The organism is Vibrio sp. D3 (genome assembly GCF_043995865.1).
GTDB classification, from domain to species: Bacteria; Pseudomonadota; Gammaproteobacteria; order Enterobacterales; family Vibrionaceae; genus Vibrio; species Vibrio diabolicus.
In genome coordinates, this window is sequence record NZ_CP171886.1 from 571647 (window position 1) to 590977 (window position 19331).

The 19331-nt window shown below is 42.3% G+C and carries 17 protein-coding genes; 3 read left to right on the forward strand and 14 right to left on the reverse strand.

Annotated features, from left to right (window positions below):
* Nucleotides 1-60: 60 nt before the first annotated feature.
* The 9 genes from ACHFJ9_RS02445 to ACHFJ9_RS02485 form a co-directional block, all read right to left on the reverse strand.
* On the reverse strand, nt 61-552 hold the full coding sequence (locus tag ACHFJ9_RS02445; RefSeq protein ID WP_085343938.1) for a hypothetical protein: 492 nt from the start codon (nt 550-552) through the stop codon (nt 61-63).
* A gap of 8 nt (nt 553-560) precedes the next feature.
* On the reverse strand, nt 561-1133 hold the full coding sequence (locus tag ACHFJ9_RS02450) for an imm11 family protein (protein ID WP_038899731.1): 573 nt from the start codon (nt 1131-1133) through the stop codon (nt 561-563).
* A 3-nt stretch (nt 1134-1136) separates the two neighbouring features.
* On the reverse strand, nt 1137-1904 hold the full coding sequence (locus tag ACHFJ9_RS02455; RefSeq protein WP_053807557.1) for an AHH domain-containing protein: 768 nt from the start codon (nt 1902-1904) through the stop codon (nt 1137-1139).
* A gap of 7 nt (nt 1905-1911) precedes the next feature.
* Nucleotides 1912-3420 (reverse strand): PAAR-like domain-containing protein, encoded by a 1509-nt coding sequence (locus tag ACHFJ9_RS02460; RefSeq protein WP_395355085.1) that lies wholly within the window; start codon nt 3418-3420, stop codon nt 1912-1914.
* 148 nt (nt 3421-3568) lie between these two features.
* Complete coding sequence (gene icmH / locus ACHFJ9_RS02465) at nt 3569-4360, reverse strand: type IVB secretion system protein IcmH/DotU (RefSeq protein WP_006741083.1); 792 nt, start codon at nt 4358-4360, stop codon at nt 3569-3571.
* Nucleotides 4357-5682, reverse strand: a complete 1326-nt coding sequence (gene tssK / locus ACHFJ9_RS02470; protein ID WP_395355088.1) for a type VI secretion system baseplate subunit TssK — start codon at nt 5680-5682, stop codon at nt 4357-4359. Before tssK ends, icmH begins: the two co-directional genes overlap by 4 nt.
* Nucleotides 5683-5693: 11 nt before the next feature.
* Entirely contained in the window at nt 5694-6194 is a 501-nt protein-coding gene (gene tssJ, locus ACHFJ9_RS02475; protein ID WP_005392625.1) for a type VI secretion system lipoprotein TssJ, read from the reverse strand.
* Nucleotides 6187-7680, reverse strand: coding sequence for a type VI secretion system-associated FHA domain protein TagH (gene tagH, locus ACHFJ9_RS02480; RefSeq protein ID WP_395355090.1), 1494 nt, complete (start codon nt 7678-7680; stop codon nt 6187-6189). The genes tssJ and tagH overlap by 8 nt, the downstream gene beginning before the upstream one ends.
* A 9-nt stretch (nt 7681-7689) precedes the next feature.
* Complete coding sequence (locus tag ACHFJ9_RS02485) at nt 7690-8289, reverse strand: hypothetical protein (protein WP_395355092.1); 600 nt, start codon at nt 8287-8289, stop codon at nt 7690-7692.
* 538 nt (nt 8290-8827) lie between these two features.
* Between ACHFJ9_RS02485 and ACHFJ9_RS02490 the strand changes: the two genes are divergently transcribed.
* The 3 genes from ACHFJ9_RS02490 to ACHFJ9_RS02500 are packed head-to-tail and all read left to right on the forward strand — an operon-like array spanning nt 8828 to nt 14042.
* A complete protein-coding gene (locus ACHFJ9_RS02490; RefSeq protein WP_085343945.1) occupies nt 8828-10141 on the forward strand; it encodes a type VI secretion system ImpA family N-terminal domain-containing protein in 1314 nt (437 codons plus the stop codon).
* Nucleotides 10142-10168: 27 nt separating this feature from the next.
* A complete protein-coding gene (gene tssM, locus ACHFJ9_RS02495; RefSeq protein WP_395355094.1) occupies nt 10169-13561 on the forward strand; it encodes a type VI secretion system membrane subunit TssM in 3393 nt (1130 codons plus the stop codon).
* Between the two features lie 28 nt (nt 13562-13589).
* Nucleotides 13590-14042, forward strand: coding sequence for an Lrp/AsnC family transcriptional regulator (locus ACHFJ9_RS02500; RefSeq protein WP_005373369.1), 453 nt, complete (start codon nt 13590-13592; stop codon nt 14040-14042).
* A gap of 54 nt (nt 14043-14096) precedes the next feature.
* Here ACHFJ9_RS02500 and tssG read toward each other — a convergent pair whose 3' ends face one another.
* The 5 genes from tssG to tssB all read right to left on the reverse strand — a co-directional run bounded on the left by tssG (nt 14097) and on the right by tssB (nt 19313).
* Nucleotides 14097-15095, reverse strand: a complete 999-nt coding sequence (tssG, locus tag ACHFJ9_RS02505; protein ID WP_006741089.1) for a type VI secretion system baseplate subunit TssG — start codon at nt 15093-15095, stop codon at nt 14097-14099.
* Nucleotides 15092-16840, reverse strand: a complete 1749-nt coding sequence (gene tssF, locus ACHFJ9_RS02510) for a type VI secretion system baseplate subunit TssF (RefSeq protein WP_395355095.1) — start codon at nt 16838-16840, stop codon at nt 15092-15094. Before tssF ends, tssG begins: the two co-directional genes overlap by 4 nt.
* A gap of 10 nt (nt 16841-16850) precedes the next feature.
* The gene (tssE, locus tag ACHFJ9_RS02515) at nt 16851-17261 is read right to left on the reverse strand and encodes a type VI secretion system baseplate subunit TssE (RefSeq protein ID WP_005392634.1); all 411 of its coding nucleotides are present in this window, start codon (nt 17259-17261) and stop codon (nt 16851-16853) included.
* A 61-nt stretch (nt 17262-17322) separates the two neighbouring features.
* Nucleotides 17323-18798, reverse strand: a complete 1476-nt coding sequence (tssC, locus tag ACHFJ9_RS02520; RefSeq protein ID WP_005392635.1) for a type VI secretion system contractile sheath large subunit — start codon at nt 18796-18798, stop codon at nt 17323-17325.
* A gap of 8 nt (nt 18799-18806) precedes the next feature.
* Nucleotides 18807-19313, reverse strand: coding sequence for a type VI secretion system contractile sheath small subunit (gene tssB / locus ACHFJ9_RS02525; protein ID WP_005392637.1), 507 nt, complete (start codon nt 19311-19313; stop codon nt 18807-18809).
* Between the last annotated feature and the right edge of the window lie 18 nt (nt 19314-19331).

The following is a 19331-nucleotide window of genomic DNA, read 5'->3' on the forward strand; positions in this document are numbered from 1 at the left end:
AAAGGAGGGAGACCATACTTTATTTTAAAGAAAATAAAAAGCGCCTTTCGGCGCTATTAATTATACATCTCTTATCCAAACGTCTTTGACGTCTTTTTTAAGAAGGTCAATCACACTTTGGTGAATGAAAACGAAGCCAAAATCTTCTTCTAGTTTAAATATTAATCGTTCTTCTAAAGGAATATTTTCTAATTTAGAGAAGTCAAACTTTGTTGATTCGATATCTAACCAGTTCAACATACCGTATTGTTTTTCTTTGTCCGTCAATTTATAAGTTTGATGGATATAAGGCATTCGATAATCTTCGTAAACTTTAATTTCATCATCAGATGGCTGGCTTGGGGAACAATCCACTCGAGCGTCTAACCACTCTACTCCGTGTACGACCAGTTTCTCTACTTTTGACGCAATATCACTGATGATAAATAGCTTTGGAGAAAAGGTCATTTCCAAAAGCAAATCTGGCTCTACTGGCACTATTGGCTTAGGGCTTTGTTGGAATGGGAAGTTACCTAGGTCTTGTTTAGTTAGTAAATGATATTGTTCTTTCATTTTAAGCCTCAGTACTTTGGTACTTCCTTATCACAATCCAATTTAAAAGCTCTTAAATCACTAAATGATTCAGTGCCACTCACAAGATCAAAAATTTCTTCACAGAAAATTGTTGCGGTCTCTGCCCCTTTAACGCGGAACAAAACTCTATTTTGAAGAGGGATTTTTTTTAATTTCTCCTCAGATAAATAAAGTTCCATAACTAACATCTTATTTCTCTTGGGTGACTTTCTCATTCTAGATTTAGATTCATCAATAACATCTAAAACATTATTTAGTGCCAACAAATAACGATTTGATAACGAGCCATCTGGTAATCTAAGTTCTGCGGGGTAACATTCGATCCCATAAGGGTCAAAACTCATCACCAGTTCAGCGAACTCCTTACTAACACAGAGATCACCATTATCCGCAATATTACCTACACCTTTAATAAAACCATCCGTAGATTCCCAAACAATAGGCTCTAAAGAGCTTGTGGGCTCAAATTGCGCTTTGCTATACAATGGTTCTCTACTGTCAATACAAACAAAACTTGTTGTAGACTCATGAAAGTTTTCACTAATTATTGAAAAGTTCATAGGCTAAACTAATTCTCCCATTGTTTTTAATGATGCCCCTTCAAAACAGAACTTTTTGACCTTGGCTTGACTAGGCACTGGTTCATCAAAATCTCTGCTTCCACTCAAGTAATGCAATCTTGGTGTGCCTACTTTACCACTTCTACACATATGACAACCTCCACCTGAAGGAGTCAAATGCCTACCACGTGAAATCAAATGAAGTTTGTGGCAACCCAAAAGATCGGCAATATCGATAGATAATTCATCCAAGCTATCAACATACTCTTGAGCCTCTGTGTCACAATCTAAATTTTTTAACGTTTTAGCTAACATAGAGCCAACGACCTTGTGATAACCTCGCACACTAGCAACCATAGACAAATCTCCAGCTAGCAACTTTGATTTATCCGCATCTGCCTCTTGCTTGAGACCACTTTCTAACTCGGACAGCTCGCCTTCAAGGTTTTTTCCGGATTCTCTCTGAAAATACTCTTCGAGGCGACGATCGGTATGCCCTGATTTATGCAATGGTACGTTATACTGGCATGAAACTTGGTCAATCGTTGGTAATAATACTAAATTATACAGATAGTTAATATCATAACCCTTGTAAACAATTTGCTTTTTTCTGATGCTTGATAACTTTTTTGCAACCTCGCAAGAAATTAAGTGGTGAGCAGCCATCGAGTAAGTTTGAAAGTTAAGTGGATGCTTATTACGCAGCGATTTAACTTTGCTGTTGCTTAAACTAGAACGCTCCCAACGACCTTTATCTTTGATGATCCCCATAACATCCTCACATTTTCAACGCTTCTTGGCATTGACCTTTCTTTCTACCCGCAATACGCTTACAAACCTTACATTTGATCGGTTTCTTATCTTTATCTTCATTCGCCTTCGCAGAGTTCTTTCCTGACTGAGCAGACTCACCTGTATTGTGTTTTACTTTTGCTGGATAGGTTTTCTCGCCCTTACCTAAGATGCGAGCAAAAAGATCATCAAACTCGCCCATCGCTTCTTTAAGCTTGTCCGGAACCATCTTATCGATGATTTTTACCTCATCCGCTAACTTCAAGAAATACGTACCGAGCTCATCTGCACCCATTCTGTTTGCGTAAGACGCCAACTCGGTTGCCACTTCAATACAAGGTTTTAAAACATCACTAACAATCTGGCTGGTTTGTTTCGCATAATCCATCCAATCTAACGTACGCAAGAACTTCTCTGGATCGCCTTTACCCATGCCTCTTAAAACAGCCAGTAAAGTATCTTTTGATGTTCCTTTTCCGCCTTTAAGGGCTACTTTACACGTACCTTTGACTGCACTACCAAATGTCGGGACACAACCGATAAGCGTTAATGAAAGAGCCAGCCAGTTTTCCGACTTTTCACGTTCTTCCTCATTCAACAACGTCATAATGTTCGCTGATAAATCGCGGACATCTGCTGCTTGATCGACAACAGGAATCATGGTCAGGGCCGTATTGGCAATGATCTGTTCTACGGAGGCATCATCGTTAAAGTCACCAAGAATGACGCCCCAAACCCAGCTTGCAGCACCAGACATTCGCGTCCAAGCATTTTCCCAGAAGCCAACTTCGCCTTTCTTTGTTTCTTCAATGATCAGTTGAGCGTTCGCACTCGGGTTAAAGTTCGGATTGGTCTTAGTTGGAACATTCGGCATAAAGTCGCGACTGTCCTCACCATACTCTATGGCAAACTCACCCGGAGCAACACCACCAACCGATGCTTTACCGTTGTTGTCTAATGTTCCTTCAAATACGGCGCCAGATTGATCTGTGAGAGTGTAAGTTGCGCCTTGAACGGGTTCACCGTCTGAGTAAGAAAGGTACAAGTCAACCGTATACGTCCCTTCCTGCTCTTCTGTAACAGAAACCGATGGGTTTTGTGCCCCACCCAAACACATGGTATTGGCTTTGTTCATGGTCATTTGATCGGACAGGCGACATACGCCCTTACCTTCAAACTTAACCGTTGGTGAAGCTGAAATGAATTTTGCTTCGGCTTCTATCGTGCCTGAGGCAACGCCTTTTCTGTCACCGCCCGCATCGCCAGTACTTTTTGAGAACGTACTGCCCTTGATAGCGACACTGTTACCGCCATCCATAGAGACCGTCGTAGTCCCACCTGCAAGGTCTGCTGATTTAGCATTGTTGCCATAAGGGATAGGAACGACTGGCTTGCCGACCTTAGTTAAACAAACATCTGGGAGCGTTGCATTCGCTTCACCACCTGAGCCTTTATGAACTATCGAAAGTCCATTCGCACCAACTGTTACGCCCATAACCAATCCATTTGAATTTTATTGATTGAATGATAAAAGAGATCGCACATTGCAATCTCTCTAAATGACTAGTGAATTTCACTAAAAGACCAGTGATATTCACAGCAAACCTTAAAACTGGCAGAAGATCTCATTTTTAGATTTCTGGTTATCTATACACTTCAAGCAGTTGCTGGAATTTTAAGTCTATGACGATGTAGGTTGCCGCATACATAAGCGCAAACGTAATCGCACTAAGACTCAAGATCAGCTTGGGTGAAATTACCCTTTTTAACGGCTTCTTTAGGTATTTAGCTTTAAGGTTGATTAAAGAAACTTTTTCTTGTTCTGCTAGGCGGTCATCTCGCACTAATCGATAAATGGTGCTGCCAATTTCCGCTAACTTTTCGTTACCACGCTCTTCACGGCCGTACTTGCCTTGGAAACCAAGTTGAAGCAATAAATAGAGAAACTCTATAACGTGACGGTATTTGCGAGGGTCGGCTTTTAAGCGATCGAGAATAACGAAAAACTTGTCACCACCAGATGTTTCGTTATGGAATTCAGACAGTAAGCTGTTCTGGCTCCAGTGACTATTTGCCCCCCATTCTTGCCGACAAACAGATTCATCAATCGCCGCACACAAGCAGTAACGAATAACAAGAACCGAAGCACGATCGAGCTCCATTTCATTAAGTTTTCGTTCACCTTTTCGAATCTCACGTGCCACTTGTTCACGAAACGGCATCGGGTCATCAAGCCAAGGGATCGAAGACATGCAAGACAGACTGGCGATCAACCATGAGAATTGATCTACCAGCGGGTTAATGCCCATGTTGTCGATAGATAGATCTTGTACTGCGATGTTTCTCGATAAGTCAGGCGCTGGCATTACCTCCATTGGTTTGCCAGGCTCTGGTTGGAATAAGACTACGGTGACGTCTGTTTCTGCGTAACTCATAGACGAACGGCCCAAAGTTGCAATGATAAGTTAGCGAAATCGCCCGCAACGTGAATCGCAATCGCAGCAGTGTTCTTCAATGCCATCCACTCTTCGCCCGTTTTATCGAGCTCGAAATAGGTATAGCCAGCGTGATACGGCAGCGCGCGTGGCACAACTGGCATTGGTTTGATCTCAATCCCAGGCAGTTGAAGGTTAATCAAGTCGCGAATGTTATCGATTGAGCCGATCTTCGTTTGGCTGACAAACTGGGTATGCAGGACATCCAAGGTTACGTCGGCTTTAACTGCGAGGATAAAGGTCGTCGTATCAGTGATCTTATTGTCAGGTATCGCTGCCGTTCTGATGCCATAGTTCTGATCTTTTAAGGTCAGTGGAATTGCTCTTTGTTCAGACATCACGCTCAATGTCATTTTCGCACTGTCTAGAACGCGAGAAAGACAGCTAGTAAGATCACCATGATTGTATTTAGTAAACTCAATAGGTCGGCGTGTCGTCGAGCACAGCGTCGAAAGCTCGCCCTCTGCCTGAAGAAGAATTCGATACAAAGACTCAGGGTGTACAGCTTCTGTGTTTGCAAAATGCCAAAACAAGGGTTCGTATCTATTGAGCGCTTGCAATAGCATAAAGTCAGAAACTGATGATACGCCTTGTTGATCCACCACTCCCAGTCGCTGAACTATGGATTCTGCGCGGTGCTTCAGCATAGAAGCAAACTCCGTCGCGAACTTATTAAGTACCGTAGATGCGTGAATATCAATACAGGTAGGAATGAAACTATCATCTAAGATCACGCTACCATCTGGCTTCACTTCCGAGATCTTGAGGATCGGAATAGACGTGTAAGCACTTTTATCTTCATGGTCGTACATTAAGCAAAAGTTAAGCTTGCCGACAACGATATTTGCCATGTCTTCCGAATCATAACAAGCATCAACCGCTTCTTGAGATTCCATCGTATAACGTGCACCGTCTTTTTTAGTGCCAAATAACTCAGAACGTTCCGATGGTAACGGACAGCACAAATAAACCACTTTATCGGCAATCGAAGGATCCACATCTTTCACTTCTGGTAGTTCAGCGAGCAGTGGAAGTTCAAATGGCGTGCGGTCCTGTAGGATGCCTTCTGCACGCGTAATACCAATTTTACCGAGGGCTAGCAGTTGTGAATTTATTTCCAAACGCTTAATCCCCCAATGTAAAGGAGATGCGTTGCTGCTCAACATACTCGACAGTTTACTTTGCGAACGATCGAGTTGTTGAAAATGCTGCGGCTTCATGAACATTCCATCTTGCCAAACAACTGGATTGTATAAAGACATGTTTCTATCCCTTAAAAGTAAACCTGTTCAATGCCGCGAGTATTATCAGAAATTAACTCACTGCCTTCTAACTTGAGCTTGATGTAGTACTCGCTCTTCTCTTCAATGACTTCAACTTTACGCCATGACGAACCATCAATATCACGAAAGGCCACAGAAAAACCGACGGCACGAGTGTCAGGGTCTAGCGTTAGCATTTCATGAACTTTTCCACCTGGCTGTATTTGATATTCATAACGTTTGATGTACTCATCACCCAACGACGCTTTATCGTTTTCAAACAGCGCAAAAAAATCTAAGCTCCGGAATAAAACTGGCGAATTTAATTCGTGAAGGCGGAGAATGACCGGAGATGACTGCCCCCCATCTCTCACATTGAGTACAGGTGACGCCTCAATAACCAATTCAATGGACGAAGTTTCTGGTGTGATACCCGTGGACTCTTTAAATTGATCCCACATGGAACAACCGGACAACATGGCAAATCCGAGTAATACGGCGATACTACGCATGGTTTCCCTTAATCACTTTGTTATAGTTTTTCTTAATCAGCCCTTTTAAGGATGTTTCGTTGAGCAGGCGACGATTGTTAGAGTAGAAATCTAAATATTCGCCCCACAGTTTTGACTTCGTTGAGAACAAAGATTGACTCGCAACTTTGTTAGCAAATGCAACGGGATCGTTCGTCTCTGATTGTTCTAAAATGAGCTCATTCAGCGCTTTATTAAACGTGACTTGGTGGTCATTCAACTCATCAAGCATTTGTTCTACCAGTTCATTTGGAGCCAGTAGATGTTGGCTATTGAGAGTCAGCATCAGCTCCGCAATGTTAGAGTTAGACTCACTCGTACTCTGCTCTTCTTTCAAGGACTCTACTTCGTGTAATTCTTTCTGCAGGTTATCGATACATAAGCGCAAACAAGTGCCCATTTGTTTGAACAACTGAGCTTCATTCGTCATTAGCTCAGGATTTCTTATACCCAAACCATCAAAAAACGCTTGTGCTATATCTTGAGAACAGGCGGTTGCTTCGATACCCGCTTGCTCTTTAGTCGTACTGTTTATCGTAGGTTCTACCGCAGGCATTTGAAGTGGCTGATTAGCTTGAGAAGAGGGAGTAAATGACTGTGTCATCTCTTCCCATTTTGAGCCCGTAGCAGTATGTTCGACGACCGTCTCGGTGGAGTTAGGTGCATGATGCTGTCTTTGAACTGCCCTATCTAGAATCGTCGTTTGGGGTTGAACCGTCTCTTCTGAGACAATATCTTCTCTATATGGCGTACCGTTCTCTACCCCTAACGAACCCTTTATTGATGCGTTACTCTTGGTCTCCGTAGCCATCCAATCTTCAGGGATGAGGCTTGGCTGATCGAACTCGGAGTATATGCTGAAACTGTCATCGATCACCTGACGTGTGCTTTCCACCGTTTTAGGCTGTTCAGGTTCTGGATGCTCATCGTCACGAATTAAATAATCATCATCTCGCTGCATTGAAAAGTTAAGGTGCGCAACAGGATCATGACAATCAATGTCATCCTGTTTAGTCTCCATAAACAAATCTTCTAAAGCGCCTACTTTTTCTTCTTCTTCGACAACTGCGTCTCCGAGGCTAACCAAAGGATCATTGGATACTCGCTCAGGGGCTATATCAGCGGCAATGTCTTGTGTCGAGGTAACATGCTCCAGAGAAACGCCAATTTCATATTGTCCTAAAGAAATAATATCGCCATCGACTATCGCAACAGGTTGATTTTTTAGTATTTTGTTTCCGTTAACCAAAGTGCCATTAGTGGAGACGTCACTAATATAGTAGGTATCTCCATACACACTGATCAGGCAATGAGTGCCTGATATAAAACGGTTGTGATCGGTTAAAGACACACTACAACTTGGTGAACGCCCCATTGAACCACCACTCTCGGGCATTTCAATGTGCTTAGCACCCGTGTATTCCTCTGGGCATTTAGAAATAAATAGAACTAGCTGATTTGAGTGCATCTATATACCTCAAAATAGCATAGAAACAGACAGTTCAAGCCCACCTATCCCATCATTGATAACTGGGAGAATATAAGAGGCTTGAGGAATGATTTGTATATGAGCATCTGGGTTACTACCTAGCTTAATGACCGTACCAACGGCGATAACTGCACCCAGCTCGAACTGATCGATGTCCTCGACACTCTTATAGCGGTAACCTTCTGGGTCAACTTGCCAACGGTTTGAATATTGTGAGTAACCTGCAGATAAACCAGCACCTACGTACGGTGTGAAAACGCTCCAAGAAGCCAGCGCATATTGCGGTACAATACGAAGTTCATAGTTAGTTACTTCTTGATATAGACCGCTAGCTGGCGCTTCGATATCTTCTGCTAGGTAGTTAAGCCCTAACCACCAGCGCCAACGGTTATTATTTTCATCAATAGGGCGAGAATGAACCAAGCCAAACCTCAGAGTGTCTTGTTCACCACTGTTACCTTCTTCGTAATTAATGCTATCGATAGTCAACATACTGGCAGAGAGTCCATAACGCTCTCCCTTTGCGACTGCAAAAGAAGAAAATAGACACATGGCTGAAATCAGCCCGATTTGACTTGGTTTTAGCATTTCGTCCCTCTAGGAAAACCGATATTCTACTTAGAGGCGAAAGATATCAATTATATTCTCTTTTTCAATAAGCCTAAAAAAACACCTATAACTTAATACATTTCAACTACAGGGTTGGTTATTTTACCTACAAACAAAAACTAATGGACCGAACTGAGTTAAAGCAATGAGCCTGTAAACCTATTTAATTAAATAAAAATTAAGAAGGCTCTATCACCAATTTAAGAGGGCTATTTTAAAGAACATAGGCGAACAAAAAACAGACAAAATTAACAATTTAATCACATTTATTAACTCAAAAGATCGACTTCGTCATATATAAGGCTCTCCTTAAAAACAAATCGAACTATTGACATTAATATTATGAACAAAGATCACACTAAGGATAATTTAATTTATTTTTTAAGTGTTTTTATTATCTAAACAACTTCTTTTATCTATAGAATCACTTCGGTAATGCACTGCTTACAATTTAATATAACAGCAGTGGAGTCCTATATACTTTAATACTTCTATATGATCAGTTGGAATTTGCCTTATGTTTTTTAGCGACTTCGCTCGAAGACCAATCGATGAAAATAACCCAAGCGGCTCTAACCCTAATGGCTCTGAAGACTTTGACGAAATAAAACGTCAAATAAATAATCTTAATAAAGTCACCGGAAGAGTCTCTTGGAAAACGGTTCAAACACTCTCAAAAAAAATCTTGAGCACTCACGCTAAAGACTTACGTTGTTGCTGCTACTTCACGGTCGCATCAACATATAACGATGGTCTAAGAGGCCTTGTTGAAGGGTTAAATTCATTGCTTGATGTGTGTGTGGTCTATTGGAACACCGCATACCCTGAACATTCAAAGTCAAAAGCACGAATGAGCGCAATTGAATGGATGGTGGAGCATACTGAAAAACGTATTAATAAGCACCGTGCGTTGCCGGAAGAACTTCCACTGATTGAAGCTGCGCACCAGTTGTGTTTAAGAATAGAGGAAGAGCTTCGCCTTCATTACGGTATTCAAGCGCCTTCATTTGGTCGCATTCGTCGTATCTTAAATCAATGGGCTGAACAGATAAAAGAACAACAACATGCCATAGAATTACGTGAGAAAAAACAAGCAAATACTAACGCTTCAGCTTCCGCACAGGCAACACCTGAAATTAAAGTGAATGTATCTCCCTCTCCTGCCCCGGACTCGCCATCCCCCCTCAATAACAGTGAAAAAACGAACCCAACAAAGTCCGGCCGATTTATGATCTACTTCATCATTGGCTTGATTGTTACGGCGATATGTTCACATTTTGTGTACGAACAACAACGCTATCGAACGCTGGAGCAAAAAATTAGTCAAGCTTCACTTAATGAACTTGTAAAGTTGGTCGCCTCGTTAGATTACGAAAATAAAAAATATGCCCAGTCACTGAAAACACCAACTATTAATCGCGTAGATATTATGATGAATAACTGGTTTTTAGACTCGGCCAAAGTAAGTAACGTCAGCGAGCTCGATAGCTTGACCAATGAATTAATCGCAATCTATCCAGATTCATCTTCTGCCCAGCAGTTACGTCAAAACTTTTTGACACAGAGCGCTCATTTAGAAGACCAGTTTATGGATGTGTATAAGCGATTCTCAGACGCAAGAACGGTGTTTGCCAACGTAGCTAGACAGAATGTAGATAAGAACTCTAAAACGGCGTACGAATATAGTAACTCACTATTCCCGCTTCTAGGTCGTATTGAATACGCTGAAAAGTATTCACAGCAAAAGGAAATTGACCGCGCAACCCTTTTACTGAACATCTACCTATATAAATTGAGTCAGCTACAAGCTGAAAAAACTGACAATAAATAACAATACAATTAAAGAAGTTTTAGGCTTATGTTCAAACAAAAACTGTTTAGAAATCCAGTTGTGATTTCTACTATATTAACGCTTTTAGTGGCGATAACCATTACCGCTATTTATCTTCTTTTTCTAAAAGATGCAGATAAACTGTATCTTTGGCTGAGCCTTGGTGTTATCGCCATTTTCTACATCACTTTTCAATTCACACTATGGTTGAAAAAAAAGAACAGCGCTAAAGCTCAAAATTTGGAAACTGAGGAAGAAGCTCTTTCTATGGTTATCCAACCTCTTCTTGCTAACTCAGGCAAGAAACCAATTTATCTGATGCTTGGCAATAAAGGGTCAGGGCGACGTCAATTTTTATTTAATTCTAGTGCAATTAAACCAATGGATCGCACCAGAACCGCTAAGAATGATTTTTTTGAATGGTACGAATCTGACAGCGCTGTATACATCAAACCTGACCAACGCTTAGTGTTTCAAGAAATATCAAGCAGTGATGCTTCTTTATGGAATACATTCATCGAAGAAGTGATTCGCCACCGACCTAGAAAACCATTTTCTGGCTGTTTATTCTTTATCGACTTCGAGTTCATGATCGTCTCTGAGCCAGAACAAAAAGAGTACACTATTTCGTCGTTATTGGAGCGCTTGAGCACTATCAACTCTAAAACGTCGTCAGCATTACCCATTTATCTAATTATGTCGAAGCTAGACAAGTTAGATGGATTTAAAGAATACATGCACTTTAGCTCTCTTAAGACACGTGTAGAGTTCCTTTCTATCCCACTGAAAGAGGCCAAAGGTGTTTTTTCAGAATACTATCGTGATAGTTACCGAAATCTAGTTAAAGTGCTTGAAAGTAACGCGCTAGATGCATCAGCTAACTCAACAGATATCGACGAGAAACAGGCAATTCTCGCTTTCCCTAAGCAGTTTGAGCTATGTCAGTCTGAAGTCAGCTATGTTCTAGAGCGTCTGTGTGATGTTAACAACGGTGTTTATTCGCTAGATATCCGTGAAATTTTCTTTAGCTCAAGTTTACAAGGCGGTCGTAAATACAATTTACTAGCAAAAAGTTGTAGTAACTACTTCAACTTACCAATTATCGCCTCTGAGCATACCCAGTTGACGGAAACACCGTATTTTTCTCGCTTTCTGATTGATTCGCAAATATTGCCTGAAAGCGATTTTGCGGGAGAAAACAAGACGTATCTTCGTCTAATTCAGAGACAAAGCCGTTTAGCCATACTCGGCTCCATTATTCTGCTTGCTGGCGGTAGTTACTTTTTTGCAACTACGTTAGACAGTAACTTACATGTGATGAATCAACTATTAAGTATTGATGACAAATCACAAGCAGAGCACGATGCAAGATTTAGTGAGCTTTTAGAAAATGCAACCAAAGCGATAGAACCGTCTTATGGGGCATGGCTTAAAGGTTCTAAGGCTTTAGATGAGGAAATATTACCACTCAATATTAGCCGTTTGGATCAAAGCACTCGCATTGCCTACGAAGCGTTACTTAAGGAAGTCGCTCAGCAGCTAATACCTCTGATTGAGAAAGGTTACCGCCTACAATTGGCACAAAATCAAAACGCTTTCACGCGCGCTTTACCTCTATTGAAGGGGTATTTAATGCTTAATGATCCATCTAAGCGTGATATCCGTTTTTTACGTCATCAAACACTCCAAATGATGAGTGATTTGAGTAACCAAAGTGACGTCGTTGATCAGGCCATGCGCTACTTAGACGCCTACTTTCGCACACAATTTGCTCCAATCAATATCAACATGGATCTTGTTCGTGCAACACGTCGCTCATTACTTGCAAATTCGAATGTCGACCTCGTGTATGCAGGCATTTTAAACGAAGCAAGCTCTATTGATTTAGGAACATTAGATCTGCAACGAGCCGTCGGTTTTGAGTTTAGCAATGTATTTAATACGCCAATCGATAGCGAACGCTTAATCGTCGATAAGATCTATACCTCCACTGGTTTCAGCACCTTTTATCGACCACGCGTGGACTTAATGTCACAACGAGTAATCAGCGACAACTGGGTTCTAGGTCTATCGCAACATGTCATCCCTACCAACGAAGAGCAAGAAGCCTTTAAAGAAGAAGTGCGAAAAAAATATACTGATGACTACATCAATAACTGGCGTAATGCGCTGAGTGAGCTCAAAGTCCAAAACTATGACAACGTTGGTGACCTGACCAACGCGATAGACTTAATCTCTGGGCCTTCTTCACCAATGACAACGGTATTGAAGCAGGTCTATGCCAACACACAATTTTCACCCGTTGGCGAAAAAAGCGATCTAATTTCAAAACTGGACCCGAAACTCGCGGCAGCAGCGGATTCTGCATCAGATGCCGTAGAAGAAGTGGTAAAGCCTGATTACTTGCTAATGCAACGTGTTGAGCAAGCCTTTCACCTATTAAACCAGCTTCAAGTGAGTGAGACACCAAACTCCCCTACTCCTTGGGATGAGACCGTTGCAGCGTTGAGCCGTGTTCGCACCTACATGAAGGACATCGCCGACGCGCCAGATCCACAAATGGCGGCGCTAGCAGCAGCACAGCACCGAATGAACAGTACTGAGGCGGACCCATTAATAAAGCTTAAACAGATAGCCCAAAAATCACCAGAACCCGTTCGCAGCTGGTTACTAGATGTGGTTCAGCAAAGCTGGTCAGTAATGATTACAGAGTCCGCAAAAGGCATCCAAACTCAGTGGTACAGTGAAATTTATACCAAATTTAAAGAGATTGGATTGGGGAAATATCCATTTGACCTAACAGCGACCGAGGAAATCTCAATTGAAGATTTCGAATTGCTATTTGCTTCAGGTGGCTTGTTAGACACATTTATTCAGAAAAACTTTGCACCGTTCTACGATACGAACTTGTGGACGCCAAAGCAGGTAGATGGTGAGACGATGCCAATCTCTCCAGCTCTGCTAGTGCAACTACGCAACTATAATGTCATTCGAGATACATTAATTAATAAAAGCACCAACCGAGTTCATATTCCGTTTAGTGCAAGAGTACTCGACCTTGACTCTAGTGCAATTAGAGCCAGTTTAAAAATTGCGGATACCAATATGAGTTACTACCACGGTCCAAGCCGAATTCGTGAAATGGCCTGGCCACCGCAAAATGGTGACTTCAATATTAGTATCACACTCCAGGATGTAACCGACGAAGGTAGACAGCACGTTTTAAATAAGAGTGGTCAATGGGCGATATACAGATTGCTAGGTGACTCGACCTTGACAAACACTCATAACGGCAGCTTTGTCAGTGACATAAAAGTGTCAGGGAGGGACTTAAGCTTACGCATCACTCCATTGACGCAGAAAAACCCATTCACTCTTGCTGAGCTATATAACTTTACGCTCCCAGAGTCGATTAAATAACAATATAAAAACAAAATAGGCAGAACACATGATTTCAAACATGACTTTACAAGGTTTAGATAAATTAGATCGAAAAATACTTTCAAGTCTATTGTCAAACGGGCGTGAGTCTATTGCGAATCTATCTCGAAACATTGGTTTGTCTCGTACAGCAGTAGCAGAAAGGATTAATCGTTTAGAAAAGACCGGTATTATCAAAGGCTATACCGCACAAATTCGTGTAGAAAACGAAGGGCGCAAAGCCGCAAGCTATCTATTGATATCTTGTGAAAAGGGTAAGAAAAATGATGTAACAAATGCGCTTAAAGAAATCCCTGAGGTTCGCTTAACAAGCGTTGTTGGTGGCAACTTTGATATTATTGCCCTAATTGAAGCGCCCGATCTGCAGTCTATTCATCATCTTTGTAACGAAATTGAGTCATTTAACGGGATTCAAAGGCTTGATACTACCGTTGTACTTCACCAGCCGATCAGCCGTTAAGCTTTTCTGACCTTTTTGATGACAACATAAAAAGCCGCTCGTAGAGCGGCTTTCTTATATGCTTCCGATAACTCGGATTTTGGCATCTTTATCACTTGGGTTACCTAACCAGAATGTTTGTCCTAAGTGGTTCCCTTCCCCATTACCTAGCTTATTCTCTGGAATACTATCTAAGTTAACTGTCAACTTTAAGTCCCACGACATCGGGTCACGCAAAATGAAACGCATCAGGCCAACCAGTGTTTTGTGTAACTCACCATCGTAGGAAAACTGCTTAAATGTTTCAAAATCGATGCTGTCGATGCAGAGATTAAATTTGCCGTTTAAGTCCGCAATGCTTTGTCCTAAGTGCAAATTTTGCCCTAATATGCAATTAGCACGGTTGAGTTTATTCCGTTGGCTTTCTGCGATTTCTACGCGGCGATATACCCACTCTTCAATGCGCACACTAGGCAACGAGAAGTAATGCGAAACAATACCGGAAATCAGCTTCGGCGAACGCGTACGCGTAGAAAGTTGGTTTACATAAGACAGTATTTTCGCTCGATCTAACTCTGCGACCTTACTATCTTGCATTACGCTAGATAGGCCCGCCAAGTGCAGAATACGTCCAGAGAAGGCATCACTTGCCCCGCTTTGGTACTGCACGTGATATCGGTATTTCTTCCAAACCCGATACAACAAACTGGTGTACCGATTATGGAAAAAATCAAAGAAATCTTTTACCGGATTGTCTTCAGGATCTCGCCCTGCCAGTTTCTCAGTATAAGAAGCAGGAAGTGGTGAGCTTGAACCATGCAAGCCAAGAAAGTTAGTTTCGACTCTAGAATACTGCTGGCCATTTCTCTCCATATGAGCAATAAAGTCCATATCGCTCTTTGGAAAAGATAAGTTTGGCGAAACGCTGAACTCAATACGTTCTTGGTGGAAGTACTTGTTCTCACCGACGGCGACAAAGTTAGAGTTCGGCTCTAGTTGATAATGCTTCTCTAGCAGCAAGACTGCTTGATAGAAACTAAACTCATTCGACTTATCAGAAAGTGTATTAATCATAGTATCGTCTGCTGTCCGATAAGACTTGCCCAGTTATAAACCTCGCCTGTCGCTTCATCAAACACTTCCAGTTCGGTAAAGGAGTTCACACTCGAATACAAACGGATGAATTCGTTAAGCACCGTTGCCATCAAGAACATGTCGCCTTCATTGACAAAAAATTTGGAATTGGTGACCAACTTAAACTGATTGCCGCGTACCGAAACGCCACGAAACACACGGTCGATTGGTTTCATTTCCGAAGAGATAACCCCATCAAGTCGATGAATGGATGCACGGTGCGCTTGTCTGTCAACACGAGAGTGGAAATCATAGGTAGAGAGAAGTACTTTAAGTACATCAATGTTTGCCAGCGATAAATAGTTGAGTGACATATTCGCAATTAGCTGCCACTGAAGCTCACCATTCACTTGCGGACTGACCGATTGAGTGGGCTTGGTAATATTCCCAAACGTCGCATAGGTCGGTGATTTATGGGTCGCGTAAGTGATGTCCCCCACTGACAAACGTTCCGCCAAATCTGCGTTACTACATTGCAGTTTCATGAGTACCGTTTCTGTCCCCAGTTCCGCAATGTCCCCATTATGAGTATGAAATGATATGTAGCGCTCAAGACCTCTACCGCTTACACGCTCAGCGACTTTAGATTTGTAGAACTCGCGCTTATCTCGTTGGTTAATTTGATGCTCAAATGATTCAAATTCAATCAGAGACTTTCGACGACGCTCGTCTTTACTCCAGCTTTCCACTTGCTCAATGGAATAGACTTCGTAATGCTCCTGAGTGTTGCTTTGCGGACGTACCTTGTACTCGTTACGTCGGTGCTCTAAACGAATTGGATCGCCATCTTTTTCAAATAAATTAACGGCAGGCGTACAGTGCAATTTCAAGTGTTTATCTTTAAGCACCACTTCTGACGGTAATGCACGCTTAAAGTGGAATTTGATTTTGACCGTGCTACGTTGTGGAATGCCTTTTAACCACTCTAAGCCTTTAATGTCGAAGAACATGAACTTATCTGGCAAAGAGAAGAATTCTTGCAGCAAACGATAGCCTGCAAATGAATTTTTGCTGTATGGCAAGAGCGCTTCGTCCTCTTCATGCCCAACTGGCTTAACGTATTCTGGCCCTAAGCGATGTTTGTAACCACCACCAACATCTAATTCGACATAATCTAGGTAACGGAACAGCCATAAGAAGACAGTTCGAGTAATATGAATCTCGCCATGCAAGTGTAATCGCAGCGTGTCTAAACCGATCCGAGACAGTTCAAGACCGTGCTCCGTCGATAAAGTCACATCAATCATCGAACTGGTGCGGCTGTTGGTCTGTTCGATGTTAGTGATCGTAATTGGGTATAGATTGACGTCGTAACAAGTACGGAACAAACATTGCGTGCCCTCTACCTGTTCACTCGCCATTTCTGCGCCACGTTTCACCACGGTTTTCTCAGTAACACTTCCGGTATGCGGTTTTAGTTCGCTAATGCACAAAGACGGAATCGAACGCATGTAATGTGGCCACAGCAAAGTCATCAGAGATTGCGTCAGCTCAGGCAATTCATCATCAATCTTCTCGCGGATTCGACCTGTCAGAAAGGCAAAACCTTCGAGCAGTCGTTCGACATCTGGGTCAAAGGTTCCCTCAGAGAGAAAGTGAGTTAACTTCGGATGATATTTGGCAAACTCACTACCCGACTCACGCAAATACGTGAGTTCATCTTGAAAGTATTTACTGTTACTCAAGTGGCACCTACTAAACGTTAAATTGGCCGTCGGTTCCCATGTAGACGTCTATCGACATTGGGACTTTACCGCCGTTATGGGAAACTTCGCCGCGAATACCAAAGCCGAGTTGTAGCGGGTTATGGTGATCTTCACGATAATTAACCTCGACATTCAACAGTCGCGGTTCAAAGCGTTCTATGGTTGACGTGATGTTTTTTTGAATGTGGCGAACTAGGTTCGTGTTGTTAGAAAGTACGTCATTAAAATCTGGTAAACCATACTCATTGTCGATCATTGCATTCCCAGAATGGGTATTCAGCAAGTCTGCGAGATGAGAATGAATAGATTCAATCAAATGCTTGTGAGAAACGACTTTCTCGTAACAGTTTTTGGGTTCACCAAGCTCAATCCGCTCTAAAAGGCGATAACCTTTTTCCATCTTCACTCCTACGAAAAAAGCAGCCAGTCTTTACTGGCTGCTTTATGGTTTCAGCAATGGGTTATTGGTCTAACTTACCAACTAAAGACAAGTCGAAGCTTGCACCCATGTACTTGAAGTGAGGACGTACAGACATTGATACTTTGTACCAACCTGGGTCGCCTTCTACGTCTGATACTTCAACCTTAGCAGCACGAAGCGGACGGCGACCACGAACTTCCGCTGGCGGGTTTTCCTGGTCAGAAACGTATTGACGAATCCACTTGTTCAGTTCGATTTCTAGGTCAGAACGCTCTTTCCAAGAACCAATTTGCTCACGCTGTAGCACTTTGATGTAGTGTGCTAGACGGTTGATGATGAACATGTAAGGAAGCTGAGTACCTAGCTTGTAGTTCATCTCTGCTTGTTTGCCTTCTGGCGTGTTCGCAAACACTTTCGGTTTTTGAACTGAGTTTGCAGAGAAGAACGCCGCATTGTCAGAACCTTTACGCATAGTTAGCGCAATGAAGCCTTCTTCTGCTAGCTCGTACTCACGACGGTCAGAAACAAGAATCTCAGTTGGGATCTTAGTTTCGATTTGACCCATGGCTTCAAAGTTGTAAACCGGTAAGTCATGCACAGTACCACCGCTTTGAGGACCAATGATGTTTGGACACCAACGGTACTTAGCGAAAGATTCACTAATTTTTGATGCCATCGCGTACGCAGAGTTACCCCATAGGTAGTTGTCATGGCTGTCTGTTACTTGCTCATCGTAGTCAAACGCCTTAATTGGGTTATCTTCTACAGAGTAAGGTGTACGTAGCATAAAGCGAGACGTGCATAGACCTAGGTAACGTGCATCTTCGTGTTCACGTAGACTACGCCATTTAGTGTATTGTGGGCCTTCAAATACTGACTTAAGATCTTTTAGATTCGGTAGCTCTTCATAGCTATCTAAACCAAAGAACTTCGCAGACGCCGATGTAATAAATGGTGCATGAGACATTGCACCCACGTTTGCCATGTACTCCATCAGTTTGATGTCTGGAGACGAAGCCGACATATCGTAGTCACAAATGACTGCGCCAACAGGTTTACCACCAAATTGGCCATATTCACGCGTATAGATTTGTTTGTACAAACCAGACTTCACCACTTCTGGTGCGTCTTCGAAGTCATCAAGAACTTCATCTTTCTTTGCAGAGATCAATTCAATTTGAATGTTCTCACGGAAGTCAGTGTGATCAACCAGGTACTTAAGGCCGCGCCACGTTGATTCAATCGCTTGAACTTCTTCGTTGTGAAGAATTGCATCAACTTGCTTAGACAGTTTTTGGTCAATTTCTGAGATCATCAGATCAACTAAAGACTGATCCACTTTCTCTGTGTTCGAGCTGCTTAGTAGCTCACTGATGAATGCTTCTACGCCGCGTTTTGCAACATCAAAACCTTCATCACTTGGCTTTAAACGAGTTTCGTTAAGAATGCTATCCAGAAGTGAGCCTGATTCAACTAAGGCTGCTTCTTGTTCTGGCGCTTGTGCTTCTGCAGACATGATATCCCTTACTCTTCTTTCGCGTCTTGGTCGTTACCAATGCTTAGTTCATCCAACAGTTTCTTTCTCGCGTCTTCATCTTGAAGTACTGATGCGATCTTCTTGCGGAATGCAGGAACATTACCTAGAGGGCCTTTCAACGCCACCAAGGCTTCGCGAAGCTCAAGTAGGCTGTTTAATTCAGGTACACTTTTCGCGATCGCTTCTGGAGAGAAGTCCTTCATGTTTTGGAACGTTAGATCAACACCGATTTGGCCGCCTTCTTCATCAGAAAGACGGTTTTCAACGTTCACTTTAACGTTTGGAGACATGCCTTCTAGCACTTCGTTAAAGTTGTCTTTATCGATATTGATTGGAGTGCGTTCTTCAATTGGCGTCTCATCTGCACGTGCAGTAAAGTCGCCAACCACCATCATGCTTAGCGGCAGTTCTACGTCTTCTTGCGTATCGCCAGTTGCTGGAACATAACGGATATTAATTCGCTCTTTAGGAGCCACCGAGCCGTCACGTGACATAATTCGTTCCTTATCTAA

Excerpts from the sequence above, each read along its gene's own strand:
- ACHFJ9_RS02485 (WP_395355092.1), bottom strand. The coding sequence starts at position 8,289 with ATGCTAAAACCAAGTCAAATCGGGCTGATTTCAGCCATGTGTCTATTT.
- ACHFJ9_RS02490 (WP_085343945.1), top strand. The coding sequence starts at position 8,828 with ATGTTTTTTAGCGACTTCGCTCGAAGACCAATCGATGAAAATAACCCA.
- ACHFJ9_RS02460 (WP_395355085.1), bottom strand. The coding sequence starts at position 3,420 with ATGGGCGTAACAGTTGGTGCGAATGGACTTTCGATAGTTCATAAAGGC.
- tssG (WP_006741089.1), bottom strand. The coding sequence starts at position 15,095 with ATGATTAATACACTTTCTGATAAGTCGAATGAGTTTAGTTTCTATCAA.
- ACHFJ9_RS02455 (WP_053807557.1), bottom strand. The coding sequence starts at position 1,904 with ATGGGGATCATCAAAGATAAAGGTCGTTGGGAGCGTTCTAGTTTAAGC.
- tssE (WP_005392634.1), bottom strand. The coding sequence starts at position 17,261 with ATGGAAAAAGGTTATCGCCTTTTAGAGCGGATTGAGCTTGGTGAACCC.
- tagH (WP_395355090.1), bottom strand. The coding sequence starts at position 7,680 with ATGCACTCAAATCAGCTAGTTCTATTTATTTCTAAATGCCCAGAGGAA.
- ACHFJ9_RS02445 (WP_085343938.1), bottom strand. The coding sequence starts at position 552 with ATGAAAGAACAATATCATTTACTAACTAAACAAGACCTAGGTAACTTC.
- ACHFJ9_RS02450 (WP_038899731.1), bottom strand. The coding sequence starts at position 1,133 with ATGAACTTTTCAATAATTAGTGAAAACTTTCATGAGTCTACAACAAGT.
- ACHFJ9_RS02500 (WP_005373369.1), top strand. The coding sequence starts at position 13,590 with ATGATTTCAAACATGACTTTACAAGGTTTAGATAAATTAGATCGAAAA.
- tssJ (WP_005392625.1), bottom strand. The coding sequence starts at position 6,194 with ATGCGTAGTATCGCCGTATTACTCGGATTTGCCATGTTGTCCGGTTGT.
- tssM (WP_395355094.1), top strand. The coding sequence starts at position 10,169 with ATGTTCAAACAAAAACTGTTTAGAAATCCAGTTGTGATTTCTACTATA.
- tssK (WP_395355088.1), bottom strand. The coding sequence starts at position 5,682 with ATGTCTTTATACAATCCAGTTGTTTGGCAAGATGGAATGTTCATGAAG.
- tssB (WP_005392637.1), bottom strand. The coding sequence starts at position 19,313 with ATGTCACGTGACGGCTCGGTGGCTCCTAAAGAGCGAATTAATATCCGT.
- tssC (WP_005392635.1), bottom strand. The coding sequence starts at position 18,798 with ATGTCTGCAGAAGCACAAGCGCCAGAACAAGAAGCAGCCTTAGTTGAA.
- icmH (WP_006741083.1), bottom strand. The coding sequence starts at position 4,360 with ATGAGTTACGCAGAAACAGACGTCACCGTAGTCTTATTCCAACCAGAG.